We start from the raw sequence: 20,517 nt of genomic DNA, 5'->3' as shown, positions 1-20,517 counted from the left end.
GCAGGAGAAGCATTCGCCTCTCCCACTGCTTACAACTGGATGCCGACGACTTTCACGTTGACCGATAGCGGTGTCATCGCGAGCATCGTATCCATGTCTTGCGTGATGCGTTCTTGTACGGCTGTCACCGTCTTGACGATCGATTGACCGTAAGCGATGTAGAGCGACAAGTTGATCGTGACGCCTTCTGACGATTCGTCGACTTTGACGTGCTTCATGAGCGCACGCTCCGACAGTTTCGTATCTTCTTGCGTGAACGACACGTGTTTCGTCTCTTTGACCGCGACTGCGGCGATCATTTCGACGACGTGACGTGAGACGTTGACGTCTCCTTCTGTGCTATGCATTCCATTTTCGTATGGCATGGTGTCACTTCCTTAACTCTAGTTTCGCTTCCCTTTATAAAGTGTAGCGGAAAACGTCCGTTTAGAAAAGGGTTTACGGTTTTGCATCTTTCACATCTTGGGCACGGCGGACGTCGATCTCGACGAGCGGCTTCAATAGCTTGACGACCGGCGGGCTGATGATCAATAGGACAATCAAGAAGGCGACACCGAACAAGACGAGCAATTGGAGCCATGACGTCGGCATGAACCCAGCCGGCACGAACGCCTTCCAGGCGACGACGAGGAAGACGTGCACCAAATAAATGTAGAGACTGTACTTTCCGGCCCGAGTGATGACCGGTAGCTCGCGCCCCGGGATGATGAGTGCGAAACTGATCGCCATGAGGATCGATACCGTATAGACGATCAAGAAGGCGAACGGCCCGCTCCAGATCGCCTCCGGCACCGCCGTCTCATAGGCGAACCGGAACTTGAACAAGTTGCCGATATGATAGAACGCGCTCTCGTTCTGAAGACTCATCGAGGCGAGCAGCCCGAGCGTGAGCGCCGTGAAGACGGCAAATCCGCCGATCCGATACCGGTTCCGTTGCTCGGCCCGCTTCGGCAGTTCGAAGAAGTTCATCGTGTTCCGCGCGCTCATCCAGTTCCCGATCAAGAAGAACGGATAGAACATGATGACTTTCCGCAGGGCGAAGAAGCCGGTCGATTCAGCTTGGAAGCCGAACAAGAGCGCGAATAGGAGCGCGTACAGCACGTATCCTTTCAACTGGGTCACATACGGGGTGATGACGTACCAGATGATGATCGCCATCAAGTACCAGAGCGCCCAATACGGCTTCAATAGAATCAGTCCCGGGTTCTCGAGCGACAAGAGCGGGATGCCCTCGGTGAAGGCAAACCATGAGCCGAGGATTACTTGCCAGATGACGTAGACGACGAACAGCTGGATGACGCGCAAATAGCGGTTCTCCCGGAAGAAGTAACCGCTCAGCATAATGAATAATGGCATGTGGAACGTGTATAAGAATAAATAGACCCATTTCGGCAAGATGTCGTCGTAAGCACCGCGCACGTCCGTCAACAAGTGACCGAACACGACGAGCAAGACGAGCACGCCTTTAATATTATCGTACCAATGATTTCGCATGTCTTTCCCTCTAGTTCTCTGTTAGTTTTCTGATTGTACTCTCTTTTTTTGCCTCATTCATCATAGCCGTTTTTTTGAACTGATGAAATTACGTTTCCACAAAAAAATGATGACGTCACTGTCATCATTCCCCGGATTTGCCCTTCGCAAGCCGAAACGTCAAGAAATCTTCATCCGACAGCATGTTTCAAGCGTATTCAAATAGACGAGAGTGGGTACAGTATAGTATAGTAGTCTTACCAAATAATCAGAATATTCTAATAAAAGGAGGTGTGGAGAATGGCTTCCGTCATTCGTAACCGTCACCACATGGTACATGACCCGAAACGTTCATTCTCTAACTTCGGATTTTGGTGGTTCACCGGCGCCTTTTCCGTCGGACTGCTCATCGTCGCCTTCGAACCGATCTGGGAACGATTCACTGCCATCCATCCGATTCTGTCCGTGCTGTCCTTTGTGTTCCTTTCGTTCTTCATCGGCGTCGCCATGAAACTCGCGCGTGACGTCTGGTGGCTCAACTACCTGCTCGAACGCACATCGAACCGATACATGTACATCGGGGCCGACACGCTCCGTAGCTGGCAGTACACGCTCGACTCCATCTGGTTATTGACCCGCACGTCACAAAAAAAGCTCGGCCGATTGTATATCCAAATCGACCGAACTGTCCGCTCTGAAGAGGCGAAGCGTCTGTTCGCCGCCTATTTGATTGATCGTGGTGTGCTTGTCGTCTACTCGAGACCATCGAAACCGAAGAAGATGGCTTAACCGAGATACGGCGCCAGCCAGGTCTGTGCTGCCTCGACTTCTTCCATACGCAGCTCGTGCCCGCCTTCGTGATAGAAGAGTTCAACGTCCGCTCCGGCATTTCGGAGCGTCGATGTGAGCTCTTCTGTTTCTGTTTTCGGGCAAATCGGGTCACGCTCCCCGGCCGAGATGAACACGTTCGCCCCCGTAAGGTCTGGCAACGTGAGTGAACGGTCGGGCACCATCGGGTGGAACAAAAGGGATGCGTGGAACGCATTCTTCCGGTAAAGCGCCGATCCGATCAAGTTGGCCCCGTTCGAATAGCCGAGCGGGATCATCTGGTCGCGGTCGATGCCATATTCCGCCGCCGCATCATCCAAGAACGTCAAGAACCGTTCCGTCTGCTGCTTCAAGTCCTCGAGGTCAAGGACCCCTTCCGCGTGACGGCGGAAGAAGCGAGACATGCCGTTCTCGAGCACGTCCCCACGGAGCGTCAAAATGTTCGCCTCGGGAGCGAGTCTTCGTGCAAGCGGAATCAAGTCCTGCTCCGTCCCCCCTGTGCCGTGCAATAAAACGAGTGTCGTCTCGGTCGTGCCTTGAATGAATTGATGTATCATGTCATGTCTCCTCTCGGGATTGTAATTGTCGGTAACGTACGGGTGATCGCGTCACGGTCTTGTTCGAACCATGCCGGGAGCTGGAGCGTCGAGCCGAGGCCCTCCAAACTCTCATCGATCAAAAAGCCGGGCGCATCGGTCGCCAGTTCATGAAGAATTCGGCCGGCGTCATGGAAGTAGACCGAGCGGAAGTAGTGGCGCTCTTTCACTTCGGTCGGACGGAGCCCGAGCTCGAAGATGGCGTCTTGCCACGTCGTGTAGTCTTCCCCGTCATTGACGCGCCACGCGATATGATGGACCGTCCCCGAACCGGGCACCCCGTTCGGCAAGATGGTCTTTTTCACGTCGATGACGTTGCCGTAGTCGGCCGAGGCTTGTAGGCGAATCCATTCTGAATCTTCCCCTACCGTCTCAAAGCCAAACAGTCCCGTCAACAAGCGGACCGTCGCCTCAGGGTCTTTCGACAACAGCGTCGCTCCGGCAAAACCGGTGATTGCTTCAGCTGATGTCACGCCCGGCACGACCCAACTCGTCTGTTTCGAACTCGCCCGGGCGACGAGCTCGACGACGAGTCCGTCCGGGTCTTCAAACAAGAGCGACGGCTCGCCGAACCGTTCAGTTGCGACCGTGCCGACGCCATGGTCGTTCAATCGTTTCTCCCAAAATAAGAGACTGCCTTCCGGGACGAGATAAGCCGTGACCCCGACTTGTCCACTGCCGACGCTGCCTTTGCCGATCCCTGGAATCGGGAAGAACGTGATGACCGTCCCCGGTGACCCTTGCTCGTCCCCAAAATAGAAATGGTACGTGCCCGGGTCATCGAAGTTGACCGTCTGTTTGACGAACCGGAGTCCGAGGACATTCCCGTAAAAGTCTAATGTGCGTTGTGGGTCTTTCACCATCGCCGAGATGTGATGGATACCCGCTGATTGCTTCGTCATCTCATGTCCTCCTTTTATTATCTTGATTTCAAGATAAATCATTTTCGAAGAAATGTGAAACTTTTTGCTCAATATGGCGTACGCTAATAGTAGACACCTATAAGGAGGTACATATATGACGTTACAAATCGATCGTGTGTCAAAACAGTTCGGTGACTTCACCGCTGTCGACGACTTGAGCTTCCACGTCCCGAAAGGCGAGATGTTTGGCCTGCTCGGGGCGAACGGGGCTGGGAAGACGACGACGTTCCGCATGATTCTCGACATTCTAAAACCGAGTGACGGGACGATTCTCTGGGACGGCCGAAAAGTCGACCACCGCATCGTCGGCTATCTGCCGGAAGAACGGGGCCTCTATCCGAAGTCACCCGTCCGGGACCAGCTCGTCTTTTTAGCAAGCTTGAAAGGAATGCGCCAAGCCGAGGCGAAACGGGCGGTCAAGTCATGGCTCGAACGACTCGAAATCCCGCAGTATGAGACGATGCGCGTCGAACAACTGTCCAAAGGGAACCAGCAGAAGATTCAACTCGTGGCCGCCCTGCTCCACAACCCGGAGCTGCTCATCCTCGATGAACCGTTCAGTGGGCTCGACCCGGTCAACGTCGAGATCTTGAAACGTGAAGTGCTCGCCCTCCGCGACGCCGGGACGACGATCGTCTTCTCGAGCCACCGGATGGAGCACGTCGAGGAGCTGTGCCAACACATCGGCATCTTGAAAGGCGGCCGCGCGGTCGTCAGCGGCGACGTGCCGACGATCAAGGAACGTTACGCTGAACCGGTGCTCTTTATCGAGACGGACCGACCTGACGTGCTCCAAGCCCTCCCGGTCGTCCGGGCGGTCGAACCACATAAGGATGGCCACTTCGTCCGGCTCGACTCGTTCGACGACAGCGATGCGGTGCTCGGTGCCCTCGTGGCGAACGGGGCCGCCATCACGACGTTCATGCGCCAGCCCGTCTCATTAAACGACATCTTCATCAAGGAGGTCGGCCAACATGTTTCATAACTTCGGACCACTTTACTCGTTCACGTTACGCTCGAAACTGCGCTCGAAGGCGTTCCTCATCTCGACGTTGTTGACGATCCTGTTCATCTTCGGTTTCACGAACATCGACCGATTGCTCGCGAACTTCGAGGATACCGACCAGGCCCAAGCCATCCTCGTCACTGAAAACAACGAACTGACGACGCTCATGCAGTCGCTCGGTTATGAAGACATCGAATCGGCCGCAATCTCCGAGTCCGAGGCGCGTGCTGGCCTCGACAATGGGGATTATGAGATTGTCGCCTTCATCGAGGGCGATTCGGCCCGCGTTCTATCGGAACGGCCAGAACCGGACTTCACGACGGTCCTCCAGACGGCGCTCCGCGAAATCCGGAACGCCGAACTGATCGAGACGTCGAACATCGATCCGGCCGTCCTCGCGGCGTTGAATGAACCTGTCACGGTCGAAGAGTCGTATCTCGGCCGCGGCGGAGAGAACTCGGACGAACTGTTCTCGTCATTCGCGTTCGTCTACGTCATGCTCATGTTGCTCTACGTCTCAATCATCACGTACGGCTCGATGATTTCGACCGAGGTCACGACCGAGAAGTCGTCACGCGTCATGGAGCTGATCATCTCGACGACGCATCCGGTGACGCACATGCTCGCCAAAATCTCGGCCATCGGGACGCTCGCGTTGCTTCAAATCGCGATTTTCCTCGGCTTCGGGTACTTCAGCGCCCGCAGTAACGAGATGGCCCAGTCGGTCATCGATAACGCCGGCAACGTCCGGGCCGTCGTCTACCTGTTGACGTTCTTCACGCTCGGCTACCTCCTCTATGCGGCCATGTTCGCCGTACTCGGCTCACTCGTCAGCCGGGTCGAAGAATCGCAACAGATGACGATGCCGGTCATCATGCTGCTTGTCGCCGGGTTCCTCGCCGCCATGTTCGGCTTGAACAACCCGGAAGCACCGATCGTCACGATTTTGTCGTACGTACCGTTCTTCACGCCGATGCTCATGTTCCTTCGTGTCATGCTCGTCGATGTGCCGGTATGGGAAGTCGCGTTGTCAATCGGCATCATGATTGCCACGATCGGTGTGATTTTGTGGGTCGGCTCGAAATTTTATCGCGGCGGCGTCCTATTCTACGGCAACAACGCGATTAAACAATGGCGACAAATATTACAGAATCGACAATAACGTTTACAGCATTTTCGTTTTCGTATACTCTAAAGAATGTGCAAAATGAGGAGGAAACGAACAATGCGATCACGATTACTCGCAGCTTTAATCTTTACTTTCATGACGACGCTCACGACGTTCATCTGTTATACCGTCTTCTTGGACGCCGATGCGCTGTGGCAAATCTTGCTCGCATACGCGGGAAGCACGTTCCTCGGGACGCTCGCTTTTTGGTATCCGGTCAGCCGGCGTCCAGAGACGTCGCGGTTCGGCGGCGCGTGGATCGGCATCTTGATCACGACGACGACGCTCATCGGATTCACCGCGATCCGCTTCACCATCAGAGGTGACGCCGCGTCCTTACTCGACTGGCAGACGATGCTCGCGAGCCTCGCCTACACGTTCGGTTACGTCGGTTGGGTGCTCACGATTCTCAACATCGTGCTCGGCTTCCTACTTGCCGGGACACGACCGAAAGTAAGATATGACGCACGTTCTGTGCGCTGAACGACAGAACGGCCACCCAAATGGGCGGCCGTTCTTTTTTATGCTCGATACCAATCCCAAAATGAAGCACCTTGTGCCACAATCACATAGTCCAACCATTGTGAAAAGTTGAACGGCAAGCGGTTCAATTTAGCGCCCTCTTCATCAAAGCTCAAAAATTCTCCAATCCACATCCGATTGTCCGTCTCACTTATGTATTCACAAACCATCCATTCTCCGTCACGCCCCGCCCCTATCGGTAGAAAACGCGCCGGACAGTCCCATAATTGTTGGTGCTCAAGGATGTCCTCGATCGAGAACAATTCGATTGCTCCGCCGTATTCCGGGTCTTCGAACAGTTTGGCACCGTTCTGTTCGGTTAACCATGAACGGACCGCTACCGGTGTTTCTTTCGGCAACCGCTCTAACTCCGTCGCAGTAGCTGGACCGTTGAAGGAGAATGTCAGTTGATTCACGTATCCTTCTTCTAACTGGACATCGAGCCGGTTGTTCACCAACCGTCGTTTCAGTACTTGAACAGCAATCATCACATTGTTCCTTTCATCCATAATGAAAAACCGTGGTCCCCCACGGCCCTCACTGCAATTTATACGATTTATCGACGACCCCGAACTCTGTATATTGGAACGAGTTGTCGACGAACTGGTCCGGTACGAGCTGCTCGATATAGCGGGCGAACGGCACGATCCGATGCGTCGGTTCGTGCGAGCGTCCCAGGTCGAGCACGGCATCGACGAGCGCCTCGAGCGCATGATGTGTCGTCGGTTCCTCGTCTTCGGCGAAGATGCGACGGAGTTCTTCCTCATGCATGAGGTCGAAGATGCGCATGCGTGCCTCCAGCTGCCGCTGCATGTCCTCGGTCGACTTGCCGTGCATCGCCTCATCGTAGGCGAGCTTCATTTGTTCAAGTTCTGGGACCGTCCCTTTCATGAGCACTTTGAGCGACTCGCCCGTCCAAATATGGCGGGCCAAATAGTTCGCGTCGATCTTGAGCGCCTCGGCGAGCGCCTCTATGTAAGGCATCGTCGGGTAGACTTCACTCAGTTCGGTCCGGCGAATAAAGTACGGGGCGACGCCGATGCGGTCGGCGAGTGCCTCGACCGAGATGCCGGCCCGCTCACGTAATATTCGAATCCGATTCCCATAACCCCGGTACGGTGCGTTTTTTCCATCCATGTCTCTCTCCCCCTCTCTTTTTAGTATAGTTCCCGAATCCATAAAAAAATACTCGGAAGCATACGCCTCCGAGTAAAATGTTCAACTTATTTTTTCGTCAATTCGACGACTTCTGTAGAACCGGCTGTGACCGTGTCGCCTTCAGCAACGAGTTTGTTCACGCCGAAGCTGTCGTGGTTCGTGATGATCACCGGTGTGATCGTCGACGGCGCGTTCGCTTTGATGAAGTCGAGGTCGAACGTGACGAGCGTGTCGCCAGCTTTGACGGCCTGACCTTCTGTCACGTGCGTTTCGAAGCCTTCACCTTTAAGATTGACCGTATCGAGACCGATGTGAATCAAGTACTCTGCACCGTTGTCAGCGTTGATTCCAATTGCGTGTTTTGTCGGGAAGACAGTCGCGATTGTACCGTTGACCGGCGAGACGACTTTGCCGTCTGTCGGTTCGACTGCGATGCCGTCACCCATCATTTTTTGCGAGAACACTTGGTCAGGAACGTTCGTGATGTCAATGACCTTCCCTGTAAGCGGTGAAACCGCGTTAAGTTGTTCTTCTTTACCACCAAATAGTTTTTTAAAGAATCCCATAGCTTAATCCCTCCAACATGTTCTGTTAATCAAAGTCTTAGCTTTTATACCCGAAAAGCTTCCTCTTCAATCCCTACCCTATAAACGGTATAGTTGTAATAAGGTAGTGCGAATTCGTTTACACATCGTAAGAATACGAGTGTGCAATCGCTTTTGCAAGCCCTTTTTACACTTTATAAAAATTTCACATGATGGAGGCGCTTACAATGACGACTTTCACAAAATTGTCATATGAACGGCCCGATTTGGACGTTTTGAACAGCCGATTGTCGGACTATTCAGTCGAATTGCAACAAGCGAGCACACTCGAAGAGGCGAACGAATTGATTCGCCAAATCAACCAGGAACGGAACGCGTTCGAGACGCAAAGTCAACTCGTCGCAATCCGCCACTCGATCGATACGCGTGATGCGTTCTACGAGGCCGAGCAGACATTTTTTGACGATGCGTTACCGGTTTACGAGAAAGAGGTCCAAGCGTATTACCGCGTCTTGACCGAGCACGACCTGCGCAGCCAACTCGAACAGGAATGGGGCAGCCAGTTGTTCGAACTCGCCGAGCGCGCACTCAAAACGTTCGAGGAGTCGCTCATCCCGAAACTGCAGGAAGAGAACCGATTGGCGACCGCCTATCAGAAAGTCATGTCGGCGGCCCAAATCGAATTCGACGGCAAGACGCTCAACTTGTCCCAGTTCGGCCCGTATCTTCAGTCTCCTGACCGCTCGGTACGAAAAGCGGCATCCGAGGCCCGTTATACATATCTGGCCGACAACGGAGACGAACTCGACCGCATCTACGGCGAACTCGTCCGCGTCCGGACCGACATCGCGCACGCGCTCGGCTTCCCGTCGTTCGTCGAGCTCGGTTACGTCCGGATGCAACGTGTCGGCTATGACGAGTCGAACGTCGACAACTTCCGCAAACAAGTGCGCGACGTCATCGTCCCGCTCGCGACGACGTTAAAAGAGAAGCAGGCGAAACGGATCGGCGTCGATTCGCTCACGTACTACGACGAGTCGTTCGTCTTCCCAGACGGCAACGCGACGCCACAGGGCGACGAGGCGTTCATCATCGAAGGCGGGAACACGATGTATCGTGAACTCTCAAAAGAGACGGACGAGTTCTTCCAGTTCATGCAACAGCGCGGCGCCCTCGACTTGACGGCGAAACCGGGCAAGGCCGGCGGCGGTTACTGCACGTACCTCCCGTCGGAAGGTCTGCCATTCATCTTCTCGAACTTCAACGGGACGGCCGGCGATATCGACGTGCTCACGCACGAGGTCGGTCACGCCTTCCAAGTGTACGAGAGCCGTCATTTGACGACGCCGGAATACGCATTCCCGACATACGAGGCGTGTGAGATCCACTCGATGTCGATGGAGTTCTTCTGCTGGCCATGGATGGAACTGTTCTTCGGCGACCAAGTCGACAAATACAAGTTCAATCACTTGGCAGGAAGCATCACGTTCCTCCCGTACGGCGTCCTCGTCGACGAGTTCCAGCACGTCGTCTACCGCAACCCTGACATGACGGTCGCTGAGCGTCGCCAGGCATGGCGTGACCTTGAGAAGGTGTACTTGCCGCACCGTGACTATGAGACGAACGACTACCTCGAGACAGGCGCTTGGTGGCACCAACAAGGACACATCTTCCAGAGCCCGTTCTACTACATCGACTACACGCTCGCGCAAGTGTGCGCCTTCCAATTCTGGGTGCGCATGCATGAGGACCGTGAGGCGGCGTGGAGCGATTACCTCACGCTCTGCCAAGCCGGCGGCAGCCGCTCGTTCCTCGAGCTCGTCGAATTGGCCGGTCTCAAGTCGCCGTTCGAGGACGGCGTGTTGAAACAGACGGTCGGACAGATTGAAGACTATCTATTGAAACACCCATTAGCGAACTAAAACGAACCCACTCACGTCAGCGTGAGTGGGTTTTCGCGTTCCAGCCCGAGCATGGCACCGACGTATTGCGAGGCCGTCATGAAGGCGATAAAAGCGCAAAGTTCACTGATCTCGGCATCCGTGAAGACGTCTTGGAGCACACGAATTGATGAGGCCGGCATGTCGCCTTTCAGTTGTAAAAATACATCGGCGAACCCAACGGCGAGTGCCGTCCGTTCGTCGAACATATGCGGTTCAGGCTTTCCTTTCGCCTGGCAGTAGTCACAGCCGTTTTGTTGGGCGAGCGTCCGTCGTACCTGTTCTTTCAACTCGGCGGACAGTCTCCCCTCGCCCGTTAACGTGTCTCCGAGCGCTGACCACTGTCGCATCACACCCTCGTCATGCCCGAGCAATCGTTCGAACGGCGTCTTTCCGATGACAGCTGGTTGGATTCGACTCATTTCAACACCTCCTGTATATAAGTATAGAAGGTGATTACAGTGTTTCCCATTTCATTCATAACGGAATCCAGGTACAATACATGCCATATAATACGAAAAAAAGGAGAATTCATTTCATGCTAAAAATCGACGATATCGACCGTCTCCTCTTACATGAACTAACAAACGACAGCCGCCTCTCGATGAGCGAACTCGGGCGCCGCATCAATTTATCGGCTCCGTCCGTCGGCGAACGCGTCCGCCGACTCGAGTCATTTGGCGTCATCAAAGGCTACACGATTAATATCGATCATGAATTGCTTGGTCGACCGATTCAATGTCTCATCGAGGCGACCGTGAAGAACGGGAACTATGAGGCGTTCACTCAGTTTTTGGGTCAGCAGTCGAACGTGTCATTCTGTTATCGCATCTCCGGGAGCGCCTGCTATATGCTGAAGATGCAATTTGCGACGTTCGCCGAGGCCGAGCAGTTCATCGATGCGGCCATCCCTTACGCCCAGACCGTCACACATTTCATCTTCTCCGAGGTCAAGACGCAACAACAGGTGAGCCCGTGAGCCCACCTGTGTCTTCAAATCACATCTAATGGTTCTTTTTGGCTCGGTGGCGGGAACGCCTCGTCGAGCGCGTTGAAGTCGTCCTCGGTCAAGTTGAGGAGCAACGCCGCGCCGTTCTCTTCGACGTGCGCTTTCTGCCCCGCTTTCGGGATGGCGATGACGTTTCCGCTCCGCACCGTCCACGCAAGCAAAATTTGGGCCGGCGTCGCACTGTACGCCTCGGCGATCCGGTTCACCGTCTCGTCGTTGAAGACTTTCTCTTTCACGTCGCTGCCTTCCGCGAGCGGGGCGTAAGCCATCATCGGGATTCCTTGCTCCTGTAAAAATGGCAACAAGTCGTATTCGACGCCGCGGCTGCCGAGATGATAGAGCACTTGGTTGACCGCGCAATGTTTCCCCTTCGGCAAGGCGAGCAGTTCTTTCATGTCGTCGACATCAAAGTTCGAGACACCCCACGCTCGGATCTTACCGTCCGCCTTCAACTGTTCGAGCCCGTCGACCGTCTCCTCGAGCGGGATGTTCCCGCGCCAATGCAGGAGATATAAGTCGAGGTAGTCCGTACCGAGCCGTTCGAGCGTCGCGTCACAAGCTTGGACGAGTTTGTCGCCCCCGGCGTTATGCGGATACACTTTCGAGACGAGGAACACGTCTTCCCGCCGGTCTTGAATCGCTTCACCGACGAGCGACTCCGATTTCCCTTCCCCGTACATCTCCGCAGTATCGATGACGTGCAACCCGCAGTCGAGTCCCGTCCGGAGTGCCTCGATCTCGGCTTCCCGTTTCGATTCGTCTTCTCCCATGCGCCATGTGCCTTGCCCGAGGGCCCTCATCTCACGCCCGTCTGGCAATTCAGCCACGTGTTGTTTCAGTGCCGCCAAAATTAATGTATGTGGAATGCGGTTCATGCCATCTCCTCCTTCGTCCATTGTTCATGTAACGGTCCGGTCGTCCCAAAGACGGGATCAGTCGCCGGTTTGTCGACTCGTTCGATCCGTTGCACACTGTCCGGTCGTTCTTCCGGTTTCCCTGTCAACGTGTCATAATCGCGTCCTTCCGGATAGGCACCGACGATGGCAAAGTCTTCACTCGCCTCGAGACGGCGATGTCCCGTCCCGGCCGGCAAAATCAAGACGTCTCCTGCTTGAAGCGAGACGAGGTCCCCGGTCGCACCGCCAAGTTGGACGGTCGCCCGGCCCGACTTCACGCCGAGCACTTCATGCGTATTGCTATGGTAATGGTGATAATCGAACACCCCGTTGACCCAGCTGTTGCCCCAACCGTTATGTTCGAACGTCGCCTGCATGCCGTCCGTCTCATCAAATACGCCCCGGTACAACAGCACCGGAAAATCTGGATTGTTCGGGATTGACCCATCATCTTCAAATCGGTATGTTTTCACATCCATGGTTGTCCCCTCCTTTGTCTCTTGTGACTGTACCCGACATGAGGCAACAAAAAACGGCTGCTCGGCACGAGCAACCGTTTCGTCAGGAAATCACGTCTTCCCCAGGCACACATCATATTCAAAATCGGTTGGAAGTATTATCCCAGTCCCCATTTTCCCAGCAACAAGTGCTCAGTGATTGGCACGATTCAGGTCAGACTCAATTTCAATTTGGGGTATGACCCAGACGAGGTCATCGAGGAGCTCGGTGAATCATTTCTCGCCGCTCTCGTAACACAAGCACATCAAAAAGACACTTTCCATTGTGGAAGTCGTCACTTGCGTTACAGCCAATGGCTCGGCCGCGTGAAAACGGGCGCCAGTCTCGTATGCTGGTCCCCGTTCATCGCGTTCACTTGCATCTGTGTCAAAAACAGACTGTCGGTTAACACCGCTCCTCGCACGTCGAGATCTCGTACGTCGGCCCCCATGAAATCGACATAGGACAGGTCTTGCCCACGTAAGTTAGCACCAATCAACAAGGCGCCTCGGTAACACGTTCCTCTCACGTCATGCTTGGTCACGTTTCGACCAATCAAATCGGCACGGTCTTGCTCGTGTCGTGACGTCAACGTCAGGCCGCCCAGTTTCAGTCCTTCCGCACGTATGTGCTGACTGAGTCGGACGAACAACGGGCGGGCCTGTTGTCGGAATGCCATCAGCGCCGTCCCGGTCAACTGTTCAGGCGCTAACTCACGGAATGACAGCAGTTCTTCCAATAATGTCTCGAGTAACCGAGCATCGTGCTCTGGGATGTCCCGGCTCAGGATGTCAGTGATGTAGAGCAGCAACTCGTGGACTTGGCTCATGATTGGCACTATCGCGAACATGCGCGGCCCATCGACCTTCCCCTCTCGCCAGCTTCGTCCGTGAAACGTCACTTGTGACACGAACTGCCCTGCCCCGAGACAGTCATACACCGTACATCCTTTGAAGCCCCGCTCGCGCAGTTCGGAATGGATGTTGCAGGCATACGAATCTGCCAAATGGACACACGGCTGTCCTGCCGGTTTGTCCATCGGGAAATCCTCAGATTTCAAGTAGTGGAACGCCACACAACAGAGACCGAAACAATTCGCACAATCCGGTTTGAGCGATTCACGCAACATATGTAAATCGGGCATCGCCATCCATTGTCACTCCTTTCTTGTATGTCTTGACTCTATACATACAAGTATAAAGAATGTCCCTATTTTTCCATAGCCTCTATTCAATCAATCAAGGTTGCCTTCATCCTTTTCCCCATAAAGCAGTTGCTCCCTCGTTCGCCTTTTCTGTTGTGCCTCGGATATTTCTTTGTAAAGCGCAATCACGGCATCGAACGAGCTTTCGACGTCGATTCGTTGTTCCAACAGTTGATCAACATAGAATCCGTGACGCAAATCTTCAAGGTAGAGCTCCGCTGCTTGATCGAACATTATCTCAAACTGCTCTTTTGCGTCTCGAATCTCATCATGTGGTCCCCTATCCGTCAAAAGCCGCTGGTCGAAAGGGTCTGTCGATTGAATGAGCTCGTCCCACGCTTCAGGCGACAGTCTGGCTTTCCAATAATCATAGCCCGATTCAAAGCGTTGCAACGGTTGACCGGATGGAAACGATTTTTCGGCATATGCTTCGTACAGTTTCTTCCAATGTTCGAAAAACCAATTGATCATCGCCATGTCCCAGTCCATGAATATCTCTGATTTGTCATGTTCGACATATTGGACCCTTCCGCCTTTATACGTCACCTCATAACGAATCGTCCCTTGGATGGACTCGTCGCGATAAAACATGTCATCGCGATACTCCATATCATCTAAATCAAGGTCGGCCGGCTTCTCATACGCTTCGAGTGCACTCGCAAGCGATTGGACAGCTCCTGTCGTCAGATTGGTGAACGTCACTTCAATTCGCTCGATGGTTCGGGGTGTCTCGATGATTCCTTCGTTGTAACAGACGGCCAAGACGAGCGGTCGTAGGCTCTCCGTCGAATCGGGAATCGCCATCCATTCATGCAGCAGCGGGTCATGGTAATACCCCGCTTCGATTAACGCTTCTGTGTTGTGGGCATCATTTTCAATGATTGAATACAACAGAACGTCAAGTGGTTGAACTTCACCGTATGGGATTATTCCATAGAAGTTTTCCTCGATCTCGTCACCCGTCCGGAAGTCCCGACCGCTCCACCACTCCACGACAAAACGCCATCGCTCGACGAGCCACCATACCCACTCACCGCCGTTCATACCGGTTTGCCATTCATTCCGTTCATAGGCGACCCACTCGTCTTTATCGTACGAAACGGACTGAGTGGTCCCGTCTTGGTAGCGGACCTGATAGGTGAAGATGCCGTGTAACGTGTCTCGGTGAAGCAAAGAATGCGCCGATTCATTCATAAACAACATGAAATCGATGAAGTTCACTGATTCCTCAGACCCTGCCTCTTGAAACCATAGTTCAATCGATTCAATGACTCGTGCTTCCATCTATAGTTCGCCTCCCCGTTGCTTGTATTCGCACATACAAAAACCAACCCGCTTTCACAGGTTGGTCCGTTCGTTCAGTTCACTTTATTCTCGAGCTGTTTCAACTTCGTCGAGTAGTACTCGATGATGTCGCGGCGCCGGATGATGCCGATGAAATACTTCCCGTCATCGACGACCGGCACGAAGTTTTGATCCGTGATCGCATCGACGAGCTCCTCGATTTGCGCCGTGATGGCGACCGGCTTATACCGTACGCGTTGCTTAATATCTTTCAACCGTGTCCGGAGCACTTTTTCGTAGTCTTCTTCCCCGCGAAGCTGTTCGGCGAGTGCCCAGAGCAAATCCCCTTCTGTCATCGTCCCGGCGTAAAAGCCGTTCTCGGATACGAGCGGCACCGAGGTGAAGCGATGATGTTTCATCTTCTCGAGCGCTTGACGCACCGTCGATTCCGGGTCTAAATATTTGACGTCTTCTTTCGGATATAAAAAGAAAGCGATATTCATGTACAATCTCTCCTCAATCTAAAAATCCACCTCTCCATTGTACCATGTATTAAGGTCTAGTCAGCACAAATTGACCATCTAAATGTCATCCGTTCTAGCAAAAGGAGGCTTATTTCTTTTTTCTTGTGAAGCGTTTCCAGACGAGCTGTTCGAATTGTGTGAGAACACAAAAATAGGCACGGTCCCGAGCGGCTTTTCCATAGCCATCCTTGACCGTGTGACGAACACCAACGACCCTACGTCAAAACCTCGACATACAGCAAACTTGTTCAATCTCAACTCGAACAAAGTGCTTCATTTTAGCTATACCCGTGTACAAGTCGTTCTAGCCTCAAAATCCGTAACAAACATGCTACAGATGGCCATCAAAAAAAGCCTAGGAACGTCCTAGGCTTGTCACACACTCAAATAAATCCGAGCAACGTCTTGTTGAACTTGTCCATCTCGTCGAGGACGGTACCGTGACCGCTCTCCTCGAACCGTTCGATACGAGCGTTCGGGATCCCTTTTTCCATTTCGAGCGCGAACTCGAACGGACAAATCTTGTCATGGACGCCATGGATGATAAGCGTCTCGACATTGACTTTCGACAAGTCCTCGCGCAAATCCTCATCACGGAGTGCTTTCGCCGAAGCAATCGTCCCGTGACTCGACGCGACGAGCGACAGATGATGGAACCAGTTTTGCATCGGTTTCGAATGTTCTTTCTCGAAGAAAATCTCACCGAACCCTTCGAGCATCTTCGGACGGTCTTTCAGCGTATCCTCAATCAACGCGTCGACCTCGGCTTGCGTCATCCCGTACGGATAGTCCGGACGTTGCGTGAACACTGGTGCCGCTGCGCCTGAGAGGACGAGTTTCTTCAACCCGTCATCCGGGAAATCGACGGCGTAACGGATGGCGATGGCCCCGCCCATCGAGAAGCCGACGAGCGTGAAATCTTTGATGCCAAGCCCGTCAACGACCATGTGCACGTCCGACGCCATCGTCGCATAGTCATAACCTGTCGCCGGTGCATCGGACTTGCCGTAGCCACGATAGTCGATCCCGACGTAGCGATAGCCTGCTTCGAGCAACGCATTCTTTTGATACTCGAACATGTTGTTGTTTGCCGGCCAGCCGTGCAAGAATACGACGGCATCGCCTGTCCCGACGTCTTCCACGTAAATACTCGTTCCATCATGTGCTGTAATATAGTTCCCCATTGGTCAAAACCCCCAGTTGGATTGTTGAGCGGCGTGCGTGTTTGCCCACAACCCACTTTTTCCCGTTTGACCGAAGTGGAAACCTGTCAACTGTCGCGCCAGAGCGATTCGGCTTTCAAGACATGCTCAATCGCCGCCGCTCCTTCGCGTAATACGGACGTCCGCCACGACTCATCTTCCGGATAAAACATGGCCATGAATTCTTTTTGAATGCCGTTGCGGGCTTCCGGGTCTTTCGTTCCTTCAAAGTAGAGCCGGTTCTCGAGAATAATTGTCAAGAACTCGCGAATCGTCGCTTTCGTCGACGTCCCGAATGTCCCGAACTCGAACAACGCCGAGACGAGTTGTTTGTCCGGATAGTGCGTGTCCCGTACGTAATAGAAATGGTTCGTCGAGTCTCCGAGGACGTCGGTCGGGTCATACGTCTGGATATTTTTCAGTCCGTATGTCCGCTTCAGTTCGTCCGCATCACGCCCGTCCCGTTCACTGATGACCATCGTCACTTCGTTCGTCGGACCGAGCGCCGTATGCCAATCCATGTGGACGACGCGGTCATAGCGATCGAGCAGGTCATGTTGAATCTCCTTCAAAAAGATGGCGGACGGCTCATCCGACTCACCGCCATAATAGACGCCTTTCGGGAACTGATATTGTCCCATCCCTTTCGCCTCGGTCATCGCCTCGAAGCCGTCGAGCTTGATACCAGAACCGAGGAACGAGTAGATATGTTCGCGCGATTCATGGTAGTCATCGATGACGCCGTCCGGGACGAACAAGTGCCGCATGACTTCAAACTCTTTATTGACGTTACGCGGGAGTGATTCCCGGTCGATGACGTAGTTCCGGTTCAAGTCGACGTTATGTTCATTGACGCGGCGGAAGTGCTTCATCCCCCACGGATTGACCGCATGGATGAGACAGATCCCTGTCGACTCGTGCCGAAGGTTTTCGAGTTGCGTCTCGACGAACTGATGCGTCACAGCGGCACCGGCATACCCTTCGATGCCATGCTCGCCGATTGTCATGAGGAGCACCGCCTCGCGTGACCCCGCCGGCTCACCGATGATCAAGTCGATCGTGTCCTCGCCGATCGAGTGGGACATCACGCGGGCCGTCGGATAATAGGTTTTAACGTTGTCGAGTAAGGCGAGAAACTTCTCACGCGACTCTTCGTATGATGATGAAAAATAATGACTCATGGTGATTCCCTCCATTCTTGTCTTCTGTACCCCATTCCCATTCCAGACCAGACTAAAAACGCCTCCATGGCGGAGACGTTTTCTAAATTTAGTGGGCCCCGGCTTTCGTCCCACGGTTTTGACGCCGGAACTCGAACAAGTAGACGAGCGGAGCGAGCAGAACGGCGCCGAACACCCAATACGCGCCCGGGCTCACAAAAAACATCTCGAACGCCCGGAAAAACCAGGCAACGAGCGAGAAGCCGACGACGAGTTCGGCCGTCCAAATGACACTACGACGAACAGCGAGCGTGAGCGTGTTCGTTTTTTGGAAGAGGGCCGCGAGAAAGGCGATCAAAAAGGCCGGGAAGCTACTGAGCCAAAGCATCCGGTTCATCGTGGACTCGGCAAAATACGTGTTGCCGAGTGATACCGTGATCACATAATGCGCAACGAGCACCAATAAGACGACAATCCAACCCATGAGGACGTCATGTTCCCATTTTTTCATCATTCTCCCTCCGTTCCACACAAAAGAGCTACCCTTATATTTACCCGTTTTGCGAACACTTCGGACAATTCTGCGTCAAAAAAGACGCGTCCCATAAGGAACACGCCAGATTATTTGTCCATCAAGTGACGGGCCCATTCGGTCGCCCGCTTGAGCTCTCCGTCTTTGAGTGGTCCTTCTTTATCAAGGACGATGAACGACTCTTTCAGCACCGGTTCCGCTCCTTTTTCGAGCAGTAACTGCTCCATGCGGGTCGAGGCGTGACCGAACCATTTGACGATTTTCCCGACGAAAAAGCCTTGATCTTCTTCGGCCATACTCGTATCGAAGGCTGCAGCTCGCGTACCACGCAGCGCATGGTCCGACAAGCCATCGAGAAACGTCTTCACGTCCTCGGTCTCGCGCCCTCCGTGAGTCGGCGAACCAACGATGAACAAATCAAGGTTGGCGAGGTCGCCGTATCCGACGTGGCTGATTTGCATGATGTCGACGCGGTGTAAGTCGCTGAATCCGTCCTTGATGGCATATGCGACTTTTTCGGTACACCCGTACATCGAGTCAAAGATGATGAGAATTTTCATACAATCTCCCTCCATTGTGCGAAAGCTCTACGTATCTATATATGACTCTTCCCTTAATGAACGAGGCCTCATCATGGATTCAGTTAATTTTTATGTCTTTTCTTCACTCGTGTAGACACAAAAAGGACAGCACCAATTCCAAACACCGCATACGCAACCTTATCCAGATGGTCACGCATGCTGAACGGGGCGTCATGCCGATACTCGGCCCGCTTCCACCCAGACCCACCCTCGACCGCAAGGACGTCCTCCATCGCTTCCCCGTTCACTTTCCGATATGTTGTCCCAACCGGATACATGTTCGAGGCGTCCCCATAATAGCTGCCATCCATATCGTCGGCCATCGTCTTGACCTCGCCGACGACTTCTCCCAAGTCAGCCTCCAATACGGCGACATCCATCACTTCATACACCCGTCCGTCCAACACGACGAACGCATACGCCCACGACAAAGCTTGAGCCGACAAAGAGACAGACAGAAGGAGCAATACTAATCCGATGACGCGTCTCATCGAATCGCCCACACGAACGTCGCCGAGTCACTCAGATCAATCTCATCCGGCTCAAGTTCCGGCATCGCCGCCTCCGAGAAGAGAACCTCGTCATGGAGCGTGAGACGAGTCGGCGAATAAAGATGAAGCTCGCCCCATGTGTAGTCGATTTGAAGCAAGTCACCGAGCGTCGCCCCGGCCCCTTTCGCCAACAGTTCGGCCCGATGACGCGCGTTCGCCGCCGCGCTCGCGAGCAATTCGTCTTGAATCGAATCCGCGTCTTTGATCGTGAACGAGATGGACAGCTTCGGCTCGGCTAGCGAGTTGCTGACATGTTCGATGACCGCTGACAATTGTTTCGTATCGAGCGGAAACTCGAGTTTCGTCTTCTGCTGACAGACGTAACCCCGGAAACGGGATTTATAGTTGCCTTGTTTGTCCCGATAGCTCTCATAGTCGGTGTCGATCGAGAAGTCGGTCGTCTTTAAATCCGTCTTCGCAAAGCCGGCCTGTTCAATCGCTTTTTGCAGACGTGTGACGGCGATTGCCGCCCCGTTCATCGTCTCTTCGTAACGGACAGCCTTCGAGGTCAACTCCATTTTCACGACAATCAAATCTGGTTTAGCCAATACTTTTCCCGTTCCTTTGACAGTGATGGTGCGATCCATATGATGTCCTCCTTCTGATTCAAGAAATCCCGAACCCACCTACCCGAAACATGATTTCGAGCAAGTTTTCCTTAACCCCAAGACTTCCTTGCTTCTTCACCCACTGCATGATTTTCTTTGTAATCACTTTGAGTCAGCCTTCCCTTCAATCATGTCTTTCCTGTCAATGACACCACGAGTCCGATGAGATAGCCGAATGCAGTACCTGCCGCGATTCCGTACACCAATTCAAATCCAAATAGGAGCGAACTGATGATGCCAATCCCAGCTCCAAACACCAGTCCGAGTCCTACACCCGACGCTTGCCAATTCTGCTCTGTCATCGTAGTC

Annotated in this window: 26 protein-coding genes; 6 read left to right on the top strand and 20 right to left on the bottom strand. The window is 53.5% G+C overall.

From position 1 onward, the window contains the following. Positions 1-29 precede the first annotated feature (29 nt). On the bottom strand, positions 30-365 hold the full coding sequence (locus tag FED52_RS03835) for an Asp23/Gls24 family envelope stress response protein (RefSeq protein WP_034778659.1): 336 nt from the start codon (positions 363-365) through the stop codon (positions 30-32). 73 nt (positions 366-438) lie between these two features. Then, the gene (locus FED52_RS03830; RefSeq protein WP_138859025.1) at positions 439-1,494 is read right to left on the bottom strand and encodes an acyltransferase family protein; all 1,056 of its coding nucleotides are present in this window, start codon (positions 1,492-1,494) and stop codon (positions 439-441) included. A 279-nt stretch (positions 1,495-1,773) separates the two neighbouring features. Here FED52_RS03830 and FED52_RS03825 point away from each other — a divergent pair, with 279 nt between their 5' ends. Continuing rightward, on the top strand, positions 1,774-2,262 hold the full coding sequence (locus FED52_RS03825; RefSeq protein WP_138859024.1) for a hypothetical protein: 489 nt from the start codon (positions 1,774-1,776) through the stop codon (positions 2,260-2,262). Here FED52_RS03825 and FED52_RS03820 read toward each other — a convergent pair. Further along, complete coding sequence (locus tag FED52_RS03820; RefSeq protein WP_138859023.1) at positions 2,259-2,858, bottom strand: alpha/beta hydrolase; 600 nt, start codon at positions 2,856-2,858, stop codon at positions 2,259-2,261. The two genes, FED52_RS03825 and FED52_RS03820, sit on opposite strands and share 4 nt — an antisense overlap. Next, on the bottom strand, positions 2,855-3,799 hold the full coding sequence (locus tag FED52_RS03815; protein ID WP_138859022.1) for a VOC family protein: 945 nt from the start codon (positions 3,797-3,799) through the stop codon (positions 2,855-2,857). The genes FED52_RS03820 and FED52_RS03815 overlap by 4 nt, the downstream gene beginning before the upstream one ends. A gap of 115 nt (positions 3,800-3,914) precedes the next feature. On the opposite strand from FED52_RS03815, the gene FED52_RS03810 reads away from it, so the two are divergent. The 3 genes from FED52_RS03810 to FED52_RS03800 all read left to right on the top strand — a co-directional run bounded on the left by FED52_RS03810 (position 3,915) and on the right by FED52_RS03800 (position 6,477). Further along, positions 3,915-4,805, top strand: a complete 891-nt coding sequence (locus FED52_RS03810; RefSeq protein ID WP_138859021.1) for an ABC transporter ATP-binding protein — start codon at positions 3,915-3,917, stop codon at positions 4,803-4,805. After that, positions 4,795-5,988: an ABC transporter permease gene (locus tag FED52_RS03805; protein WP_138859020.1), complete on the top strand. Its 1,194-nt coding sequence runs from the start codon at positions 4,795-4,797 to the stop codon at positions 5,986-5,988. Before FED52_RS03810 ends, FED52_RS03805 begins: the two co-directional genes overlap by 11 nt. Before the next feature lie 63 nt (positions 5,989-6,051). Beyond that, positions 6,052-6,477 (top strand): hypothetical protein, encoded by a 426-nt coding sequence (locus FED52_RS03800; RefSeq protein ID WP_138859019.1) that lies wholly within the window; start codon positions 6,052-6,054, stop codon positions 6,475-6,477. A 38-nt stretch (positions 6,478-6,515) separates the two neighbouring features. Here the strand turns inward: FED52_RS03800 and FED52_RS03795 are convergent, their stop codons facing one another. The 3 genes from FED52_RS03795 to FED52_RS03785 form a co-directional block, all read right to left on the bottom strand. Further along, positions 6,516-7,004, bottom strand: coding sequence for an SMI1/KNR4 family protein (locus FED52_RS03795; protein ID WP_138859018.1), 489 nt, complete (start codon positions 7,002-7,004; stop codon positions 6,516-6,518). A 49-nt stretch (positions 7,005-7,053) separates the two neighbouring features. Further along, on the bottom strand, positions 7,054-7,653 hold the full coding sequence (locus FED52_RS03790; RefSeq protein ID WP_138859017.1) for a helix-turn-helix domain-containing protein: 600 nt from the start codon (positions 7,651-7,653) through the stop codon (positions 7,054-7,056). A gap of 86 nt (positions 7,654-7,739) precedes the next feature. Continuing rightward, a complete protein-coding gene (locus FED52_RS03785; RefSeq protein ID WP_021066526.1) occupies positions 7,740-8,240 on the bottom strand; it encodes a PTS sugar transporter subunit IIA in 501 nt (166 codons plus the stop codon). A 206-nt stretch (positions 8,241-8,446) separates the two neighbouring features. On the opposite strand from FED52_RS03785, the gene FED52_RS03780 reads away from it, so the two are divergent. After that, positions 8,447-10,141, top strand: a complete 1,695-nt coding sequence (locus FED52_RS03780; RefSeq protein WP_138859016.1) for a M3 family oligoendopeptidase — start codon at positions 8,447-8,449, stop codon at positions 10,139-10,141. 11 nt (positions 10,142-10,152) lie between these two features. On the opposite strand, the gene FED52_RS03775 is transcribed toward FED52_RS03780, so the two are convergent. After that, positions 10,153-10,581, bottom strand: a complete 429-nt coding sequence (locus FED52_RS03775; protein WP_138859015.1) for a carboxymuconolactone decarboxylase family protein — start codon at positions 10,579-10,581, stop codon at positions 10,153-10,155. Between the two features lie 116 nt (positions 10,582-10,697). Here FED52_RS03775 and FED52_RS03770 point away from each other — a divergent pair, with 116 nt between their 5' ends. Then, entirely contained in the window at positions 10,698-11,138 is a 441-nt protein-coding gene (locus tag FED52_RS03770) for an Lrp/AsnC family transcriptional regulator (RefSeq protein ID WP_138859014.1), read from the top strand. Between the two features lie 14 nt (positions 11,139-11,152). Here FED52_RS03770 and FED52_RS03765 read toward each other — a convergent pair whose 3' ends face one another. From FED52_RS03765 to FED52_RS13855, 12 genes are all read right to left on the bottom strand, one after another. Continuing rightward, positions 11,153-12,043: an aldo/keto reductase gene (locus FED52_RS03765; RefSeq protein ID WP_138859013.1), complete on the bottom strand. Its 891-nt coding sequence runs from the start codon at positions 12,041-12,043 to the stop codon at positions 11,153-11,155. Next, positions 12,040-12,543: a cupin domain-containing protein gene (locus FED52_RS03760; RefSeq protein ID WP_138859012.1), complete on the bottom strand. Its 504-nt coding sequence runs from the start codon at positions 12,541-12,543 to the stop codon at positions 12,040-12,042. The genes FED52_RS03765 and FED52_RS03760 overlap by 4 nt, the downstream gene beginning before the upstream one ends. A gap of 323 nt (positions 12,544-12,866) precedes the next feature. Next, positions 12,867-13,712 (bottom strand): pentapeptide repeat-containing protein, encoded by an 846-nt coding sequence (locus FED52_RS03755; protein WP_138859011.1) that lies wholly within the window; start codon positions 13,710-13,712, stop codon positions 12,867-12,869. Between the two features lie 84 nt (positions 13,713-13,796). Then, positions 13,797-15,050: a hypothetical protein gene (locus FED52_RS03750; protein WP_138859010.1), complete on the bottom strand. Its 1,254-nt coding sequence runs from the start codon at positions 15,048-15,050 to the stop codon at positions 13,797-13,799. Between the two features lie 74 nt (positions 15,051-15,124). After that, a complete protein-coding gene (locus FED52_RS03745) occupies positions 15,125-15,553 on the bottom strand; it encodes a CBS domain-containing protein (protein ID WP_128123335.1) in 429 nt (142 codons plus the stop codon). A 404-nt stretch (positions 15,554-15,957) separates the two neighbouring features. Then, complete coding sequence (locus FED52_RS03740) at positions 15,958-16,758, bottom strand: alpha/beta fold hydrolase (protein ID WP_138859009.1); 801 nt, start codon at positions 16,756-16,758, stop codon at positions 15,958-15,960. 86 nt (positions 16,759-16,844) lie between these two features. Then, positions 16,845-17,957, bottom strand: coding sequence for a M14 family metallopeptidase (locus FED52_RS03735; protein ID WP_138859008.1), 1,113 nt, complete (start codon positions 17,955-17,957; stop codon positions 16,845-16,847). Between the two features lie 88 nt (positions 17,958-18,045). Next, positions 18,046-18,447, bottom strand: a complete 402-nt coding sequence (locus FED52_RS03730; RefSeq protein ID WP_138859007.1) for a hypothetical protein — start codon at positions 18,445-18,447, stop codon at positions 18,046-18,048. Between the two features lie 110 nt (positions 18,448-18,557). Next, on the bottom strand, positions 18,558-19,028 hold the full coding sequence (locus FED52_RS03725) for a flavodoxin family protein (RefSeq protein ID WP_240731303.1): 471 nt from the start codon (positions 19,026-19,028) through the stop codon (positions 18,558-18,560). Positions 19,029-19,111: 83 nt separating this feature from the next. Continuing rightward, positions 19,112-19,540, bottom strand: a complete 429-nt coding sequence (locus FED52_RS03720; protein ID WP_131471938.1) for a hypothetical protein — start codon at positions 19,538-19,540, stop codon at positions 19,112-19,114. Further along, positions 19,537-20,187: an SIMPL domain-containing protein gene (locus tag FED52_RS03715; RefSeq protein ID WP_131471936.1), complete on the bottom strand. Its 651-nt coding sequence runs from the start codon at positions 20,185-20,187 to the stop codon at positions 19,537-19,539. The genes FED52_RS03720 and FED52_RS03715 overlap by 4 nt, the downstream gene beginning before the upstream one ends. Before the next feature lie 149 nt (positions 20,188-20,336). Continuing rightward, positions 20,337-20,510, bottom strand: a complete 174-nt coding sequence (locus tag FED52_RS13855; RefSeq protein ID WP_165569434.1) for a hypothetical protein — start codon at positions 20,508-20,510, stop codon at positions 20,337-20,339. Positions 20,511-20,517 lie beyond the last annotated feature (7 nt).

The sequence above is a fragment of the Exiguobacterium mexicanum genome (assembly GCF_005960665.1).
GTDB lineage: Bacteria > Bacillota > Bacilli > Exiguobacteriales > Exiguobacteriaceae > Exiguobacterium > Exiguobacterium mexicanum_A.
The sequence above is the reverse complement of the archived record's forward strand: the minus strand, read 5'-3'. Positions and strand labels throughout refer to the sequence as shown.